Origin of the sequence: Mesorhizobium sp. M2A.F.Ca.ET.039.01.1.1 (genome assembly GCF_003998035.1) — a bacterium.
In the GTDB taxonomy this organism is placed as follows: Bacteria; Pseudomonadota; Alphaproteobacteria; order Rhizobiales; family Rhizobiaceae; genus Mesorhizobium.
On record NZ_RZRY01000347.1, the window covers coordinates 1 to 6735 of the forward strand.

Below are 6735 nucleotides of genomic sequence, written 5' to 3' on the forward strand. Positions count from 1 at the left end.
TTGCACATCGTCGAAGCTTGGGCCGGCAATGGCCGCGGGCTTTGCCGACGCCGTCAGCGCGGCGGCCATCGGCTTCAGGCCGAAGAAGGCAACCAGGAAAACAACGACAATGAAGGCGCCGGCATTGATGAGCGTGCCGGTATAGGTACCGATCGAGGCGAGGATGCCCGGCTGTTCGATCGGCTCACCGTCGAGGCCGTTGATGAACTCGACCGCCGACACGTCGATGACGTCGCCGCGCTTGTCGTCGAAGCCGGTCGCCGAGGCCACCATCTTCTGGATATCGGCGACGCGCTTGGCGATCTGCTCCGGCGTGGCATCCTTGCCGAGGATGGTCTTCAGCCGATCCTGGTTGACGACGACCGCGATCGACATCTTGTTGACCGTGTAGCCGTTCGAAACGGTCGCGATCTTCTTGGAGTTGATCTCGTAGTTGGTGATCTCTTCCTTGCGGTCGTTCTGCGAGGAGGACTGAGGCCCCTCGGTGCTGGTCGTTTGCGTCTCGGGCAGGTTCTGCTCGACGCTGGTTGGGGTCGAGGCCTGCTTCTGGTTGCTGGCCTCGTTGGTCTTGACCGATTGCACCGAACGCTCGACGCGCGAGTTCGGATCGAAGATCGTCTCCTCGGTCTGGCGGCTGTCGGTGTTGACGTCAGCCTTGACGCTGGCGCGGAAATTGTCGGGGCCGAGATAGGGGGTGAGCGCGCGGCGGATGTTGTCGCCGATCTGCGCCTCGACCGTCTGCTCGACGCCCAGCGTGCGCGCGGCGCTCGTGTTGGAAGGATCGTCGCCGGCGGCCAGCAGATTGCCGTTGGAATCGAGCACGGTGACCTTGTCGGCCGAGAGGCCGGGAACCGCCGCCGCAACCAGATGACGGATCGACATGGCGCTTTTCTCGGCATCGTTGCCGGTATAGCGGATGACCACCGAGGCGGAGGGCTGTTGCTCGTCGCGGCGGAAATTGGCGCGCTCGGACATGACGATATGGACGCGCGCCGCCTTGACGCCGGAGATCGACTGGATCGTGCGCGCGATCTCGCCTTCCAGCGCGCGCACACGGGTGATCTGCTGCATGAAGGAGGTGAGGCCGAGCGAGCCGACATTGTCGAACAGCTCGTAGCCGGCATTGGCGCTGGTCGGCAGGCCTTTCTCGGCGAGCAGCATGCGCGCCTGCGCGGTGGTGCCGGCAGGCACCAGCACGGAAGTGCCGTCGGAGCCGACATCAAAGCCGATGCCGGCATCGGCCAGCACAAGGCCGATCTGGTTCACGTCGGAACGCTCGAGGCCGACATAGAGCGTCTCATAGGCCGGGCGATTGAGATAGACGGAAGCGATGCCGATGACGGCCATGACCAGGGCCGCGATGCCGCCCATGAGCGCCAGACGCCGCACGCCGAAGCTCTTGAAATTCGCGATGATGCTCTGGATCTGTTCCGGCACGATTCAACGGCTCCCAGCACGACTGTCCGCCGCAAGACTAGACCGCGAAGCTTGTGCGAGGATGATAGGGCGCGCCGGCAAAGAGCCAGCAAGATGCCGAACGCGCAACTTCCTTCGAGAAACGAAAAAGGCCGCGTTTCAGACACGGCCTTTTCGTCGGTCGAAGGTGAGCAGGCGACTTAGCCGTTCTTGAACAGCTGCAGGATCGACTGCGAGGAGCTGTTGGCGATCGACAGCGACTGGATGCCGAGCTGCTGCTGGACCTGGAGCGCCTGGAGGCGGGTCGATTCCTTGTTCATGTCGGCATCGACGAGCTGGCCGACGCCGCGATCGATGGAATCCATCAGGCTCTGCGTGAAGGTTTTCTGCAGGTCGATCGAGCTCTTGGCGGCGCCGAGCACGGTGGCGGCGTCAGTAAGCTGACTCATGACGTTGTCGATCTTGGTGACCATCTGCGTGATGATGTCGTCGGTCACGCCCGTTGCCGTGATGTCGAGATTGAAGGCGGAGACGTTGTCGATCTTGACGGGCGTGCCCGTCACCGCGGCTTGGGCGGTGGTGTTGGCGGCGATGTCGGTAGCGCCGCCGGCGATCGCGGTGGCATAGGCGGCGTCATACGCCGACTGGTCCGCGGCCGTGGAATAGATCGAGGTCTTGCGATCGAGGATGCCCTGGTTCTTGACGGCGGTGGAGAGGCCGGAATCGAACAGCTTGGTGCTCTCGACGTCGATGTCGATGGTGCCGAGCGAGATCGCGCCGGACGACGAGCGGTTGAAGGAAGAGACGATCTTGGCATCCGGCTGGACGCCGTCATTGGGAGCCGCCACCTGCGTGGACGTCACCGAAAGATAATTTGAGCCGGAGAAAGTGGCGGCGTCGGCGAAGGATTTCATTTGCGCCTGCAGCGCGGTGATTTCGGTCTGCGTCTTGGCCTTGTTGGCATCCGACTGGCCGACAGCCGACAGAAGCTTCGTCTTGATCTTGCCGATGGTATCCAGCACGTTGTTCATGCCGGTATAGGCGGTGTCGACCTTCGAGGCGCCGAGGCCGAGCGCGTCCTGCACGGTCGACAGCGCCGAATTGTCGGAGCGCATCGTGGTGGCGATCGACCAGTAGGCGGCGTTGTCGGAGGCCTCGGAGACCCGGTAGCCCGTCGAGATCCGCGCCTGCGTCTGCTCGAGCGACTTGTTGGTGGCGTTGAGGCTTTGAAGTGCAGTCAACGCCGCGGCGTTCGTCATGATGCTCGCCAAGAAACTCGCTCCTTCTCAAAAGCCGGCATGCCACGCAGGCCTCGACCTGCCCATCGGTTGCGATCGTGCCGGTCTGGCCGAGTCGACAACCTGTATCAATTGGTTAACCATACCTAGCGCGATATGGTTAATGGCCTGTTAAAAGTAGGCTTTGGAGACGTTAAGAAGCGAAGGTTGCGCGGGCCTTGAGCAAACGCAAATCGGGCCACGCTTTTGGCGCGGCCCGATGCTTTGACGTGGTCAGTATAGAACGATCAGCCGCGGAAGAGCGACAGGATCGACTGCGACGAGCCGTTGGCGATCGACAGCGCCTGGACGCCGAGCTGCTGCTGAACCTGCAGCGCCTGGAGGCGGGTCGATTCCTTGTTCATGTCGGCATCTACGAGCTGGCCGACGCCGCGATCGATGGAGTCCATCAGGCTCGAGGTGAAGGTCTTCTGCAGGTCGATCGAGCTCTTGGCGGCGCCGAGCTTGGTAGCGGCGGTCGTCATGGCCTTGAGCGCGATATCGACGACGTTCATCATCTCCTGAATCTGGCTGTCGCTGGCGCCCTTGCCCGTTGCCGAGTCGAAGATCTTCAGGCCGGCTACCGAGTAGGTGTCGCCGGCCGCCGCAGCCGCACCCAAGGTCGGGTTCTGTGCCGTGCCGACGATGGCGCCGGTCGCGCCGACGTAGTTGGCGTCGAGGATACCCTTCTGCGTTCCCGCCGTGGTGCCGGCTTCATAAAGCTTGATGCTTTCCACGTTGACGTCGATGGTCGAGATCGAAACCGAACCGGTGGCGCTGCGGTTGAAAGCCGAGACGATCTTGACGTCGGCAGCGGCGGTGGCGGTGCCGCTGTTCACGGACAGCATGTTGGTGCCGGAGAAGGTGGCGCCATCGGCATAGGCCTTCAACTGGTCCTGAAGCGCTTTGATTTCGGTCTGGGTCTTCTCTTTCGAAGCGTCTGTCTGGCCGAACGAAGCAGTCAGCTTCTGCTGGATCTTGTTGATCGTGTCGATCGCACTGCTCATGCCGGTGTAGGCCGTGTCGACCTTCGAGGCGCCGAGGCCGAGAGCGTCCGAAACGGTGGACATGGCCTGGTTGTCGGAGCGCATCGTGGTGGCGATCGACCAGTAGGCGGCGTTGTCGGAAGCCTGAGAAACGCGATAGCCCGTCGAGATGCGGGCCTGGGTGGTGTCGAGGTTCTTCTGGGTGGCGTTCAAGCTCTGCAGAGCGGTCAACGCCGAGGCGTTGGTCATGATACTGGCCATGGTACTCGTACCCTATTTTTACACGGATTTTTTGACATACCGGCATGTCCGGTATGACGGTGCGGCATCATGCCAATGATCTGTAAAACCCGATCACCCGCCATCTGCGAGCAATATGCGGGCCAGTCCCTACCAAAGCGCTAAATCGCAGGGTTAATCGAAAATATATTGCGCAAAAATCGAGCGCGTATCCGGCGCCGGCCTCTGCGGCTTCAAGTGAAGGATCGCACCAGGCTGCCGACGAGAAGGTTCCAGCCGTCGATCAGCACGAAGAACAGGATCTTGAACGGCAGCGACACCACCGTCGGCGGCAGCATCATCATGCCCATGGCCATGGTCACGGTGGCGACGATGAGGTCGATGACGAGGAAGGGCAGAACAATGAGAAAGCCGATCTCGAAGCCGCGGCGGATTTCCGAGATCATGAAGGCCGGCACCAGGATGCGCAGATCGACGGTCTCGCGCGAGACAGTCTGGCCACGCTCGCGGGCGAGGTCGGCGAAAAGGTCGAAGTCCTTGTCGCGCACATTGTGCAGCATGAAGTCGCGGAACGGACCGGAAATCTTCTCGAACGCCTCGCCTTGCGTGATCTGGTTGTCCATCAGCGGCTTCACGCCGGTGTTCCAGGCCTGGTCGAAGGTCGGCGCCATGACATAGAAGGTCATAAACAGCGACAGCGAGATCAGAATCAGGTTTGCCGGCGTCGACTGTAGGCCGATGCCGGCGCGCAGGATCGAGAAGGCGATGACGAAGCGGGTGAAGCTCGTCACCATGATGAGCAGGCCCGGCGCCACCGAAAGCACGGTCAGCAGGCCGAACATCTGGATCAGGTAGCCGACGGTCGTGCCGTCGGCCTTGCCGATGCCGCCGAGATCGAGCTGCTGGGCCGCGGCGACGGAGGTGGTGACGACGATGAGCGCCGTGGCTATGAGGAACTTTCTCATTCGAGCAGCATCGTCCTGACGAGAACCTGTTTGACGTGGCCGCCGCTGCGCAGCGCCGCGCGCTCATCGAGATCGGCCTTGAGATGCTGGTAGCCGCTGGCGCCTTCGATCTGATGCAGCTTGATCGTGCGCACGAAGGCGAGCAGATCCTGGTGGATCTGCTCGGTCACTTCCGGCGGCTGCGGTGCGTCATAGAGAACCGATGCCTCCAGCCGGATCCAGACGTCCGACGGCGAGGCGAGATTGGTGGTGATCGGCGCCAACTGAGCCAGCGTCGGCCCGGCAGCGGCCTTGCCGGCTTCGCCGGTCTTCTCCGCCTTGCCGGTATTCTCCGGCGCCGCGGGCACTGGCGCCGGCGTCTCGCCCTGCTTGAGATAGCCGCCGGAAACCCAGCCCATGCCGATGGCCGCGCCCGTCATGACCAGCAGGATGGCGAGCTGGATCACCAGGGAAGGTCCCTTCTTGGGCTGGACCTGCTCAACATTGGCCATCGCAGCGTTCTCCCGGCCCTAGAAAGGAAGAACCTGGTCGAGGACCTGCTGGCCATAGGCCGGCTGCTGGACCTCGCTTGCACGGCCGCGGCCGCCATAGGAGATGCGCGCTTCCGCGATGCGCTCGTAGGGGATGGTGTTCTCCGCGCCGATGTCGGATGGACGAACCATGCCGGCGATGGTGAGGACCCGCAGTTCGTAGTTGACGCGGACCTCCTGTGAGCCCCTGATCATCAGATTGCCGTTGGGCAGCACCTCCGTCACGACGGCGGCGACGTTGAGCTCGATGTCTTCCGAGCGCTTGATCTCGCCGTCGGCATTGGTCTCCGTGCTGGAGCTCAAGCCAGCGTCGCCCTTGCCGCTGGTGCTCTTGCCGTCCCATCCGAGCGTGACGTCATAGCCGAGCTTGCGCGCGGCGGTGCGGCTGCGATCGTTCTGGTTCTTGAAATTAGCCCTGTCGTTGAGCTTGATGTTGACGGTCAGGATGTCGCCGGCGCGCAAGGCGCGCGGATCGGTGAAGAGCCGGCTCTGGCGGTCGTCCCACAGTGAAAATTTCTTCGGCCGCGAGGCAGGCGGCTCGGGATAGGTGTAAGGGCCGGAGGCACCGATGCCGGAACCGACGGGTGACATAGCAGGCTCCCGGCCGATCTCCTTGAAATTGGTGCCGCAGCCGGACAACCCCGCAACCGCGACGAGGACAAAGAACTTCAACTTCATGACGGATCAACCCTTCGCGCCGCGCTGGCCATGATGCCGGTGAGCGTCGCCGCCGCCTTCTGGTCCATTTCATTCAGGATGACGCCGGCCTTGCGCGAATCGAGCTTCATCAGGATGGCCGCCGCGAGCTCGGCATTGACCATCGCCAGCCGCTCGGCGGCGGCGTCCGGCTTCATGCCGGCATAGATCTTGACGACGCCGTCCTCGGCGCGCGCCAGGAACACTTCGCGGCGCTTCAGCCACTCTTCATATTCGGCTTTCTTCGCCTCCAGCGCTTTCATGCGCTCGTCGATGCCGGCCTGCAACTGCTTCAGCTCTTCCGCCTGCAGGGCGTAGCGGCGGTCGCGCGCGGCATCCGCGATGTTTGAGCAGAAGCGCTGGACCTCGCTTTCGTCAGGCGCTTTCCCGACCGCAAGTCCAACCGGCTGGGCCGATGCCGTCTCGCGCGTGAGTTGGGCCGGCTGAGCCGGCGCCTGACCGCCGGGCAATACCTGGCGCACTTCATCCGCACGGACCGCGCCGCCCGCCAACGCGACGATCGCGCTAATGGCGAGGAGTCCGGTCACGGGGTGAAGTCTTGGGCGGCGATGCAGTGTCGAGGAGAGGAGCGCGATCATCGGCGTGCCTATTGGAGGACCAGGTC

The 6735-nt window shown here is 63.0% G+C and carries 7 protein-coding genes; all 7 read right to left on the reverse strand.

Annotated elements, in window-relative coordinates:
- Positions 1 to 1437, reverse strand: a 1437-nt coding sequence (gene fliF, locus EOA24_RS23155; RefSeq protein ID WP_127410099.1) for a flagellar basal-body MS-ring/collar protein FliF, incomplete at its 3' end; no start/stop codon positions are given.
- Between the two features lie 179 nt (positions 1438 to 1616).
- Positions 1617 to 2687, reverse strand: a complete 1071-nt coding sequence (locus EOA24_RS23160; protein ID WP_126081519.1) for a flagellin — start codon at positions 2685 to 2687, stop codon at positions 1617 to 1619.
- Positions 2688 to 2941: 254 nt separating this feature from the next.
- The gene (locus EOA24_RS23165; RefSeq protein WP_126081520.1) at positions 2942 to 3940 is read right to left on the reverse strand and encodes a flagellin; all 999 of its coding nucleotides are present in this window, start codon (positions 3938 to 3940) and stop codon (positions 2942 to 2944) included.
- A gap of 212 nt (positions 3941 to 4152) precedes the next feature.
- Positions 4153 to 4884 (reverse strand): flagellar type III secretion system pore protein FliP, encoded by a 732-nt coding sequence (gene fliP, locus EOA24_RS23170; RefSeq protein WP_095766375.1) that lies wholly within the window; start codon positions 4882 to 4884, stop codon positions 4153 to 4155.
- Positions 4881 to 5375, reverse strand: coding sequence for a flagellar basal body-associated FliL family protein (locus EOA24_RS23175; protein ID WP_126081521.1), 495 nt, complete (start codon positions 5373 to 5375; stop codon positions 4881 to 4883). The genes fliP and EOA24_RS23175 overlap by 4 nt, the downstream gene beginning before the upstream one ends.
- Before the next feature lie 18 nt (positions 5376 to 5393).
- Positions 5394 to 6092, reverse strand: coding sequence for a flagellar basal body L-ring protein FlgH (gene flgH / locus EOA24_RS23180; RefSeq protein ID WP_126081522.1), 699 nt, complete (start codon positions 6090 to 6092; stop codon positions 5394 to 5396).
- Positions 6089 to 6709 (reverse strand): MotE family protein, encoded by a 621-nt coding sequence (locus EOA24_RS23185; protein ID WP_126081523.1) that lies wholly within the window; start codon positions 6707 to 6709, stop codon positions 6089 to 6091. Before EOA24_RS23185 ends, flgH begins: the two co-directional genes overlap by 4 nt.
- Between the last annotated feature and the right edge of the window lie 26 nt (positions 6710 to 6735).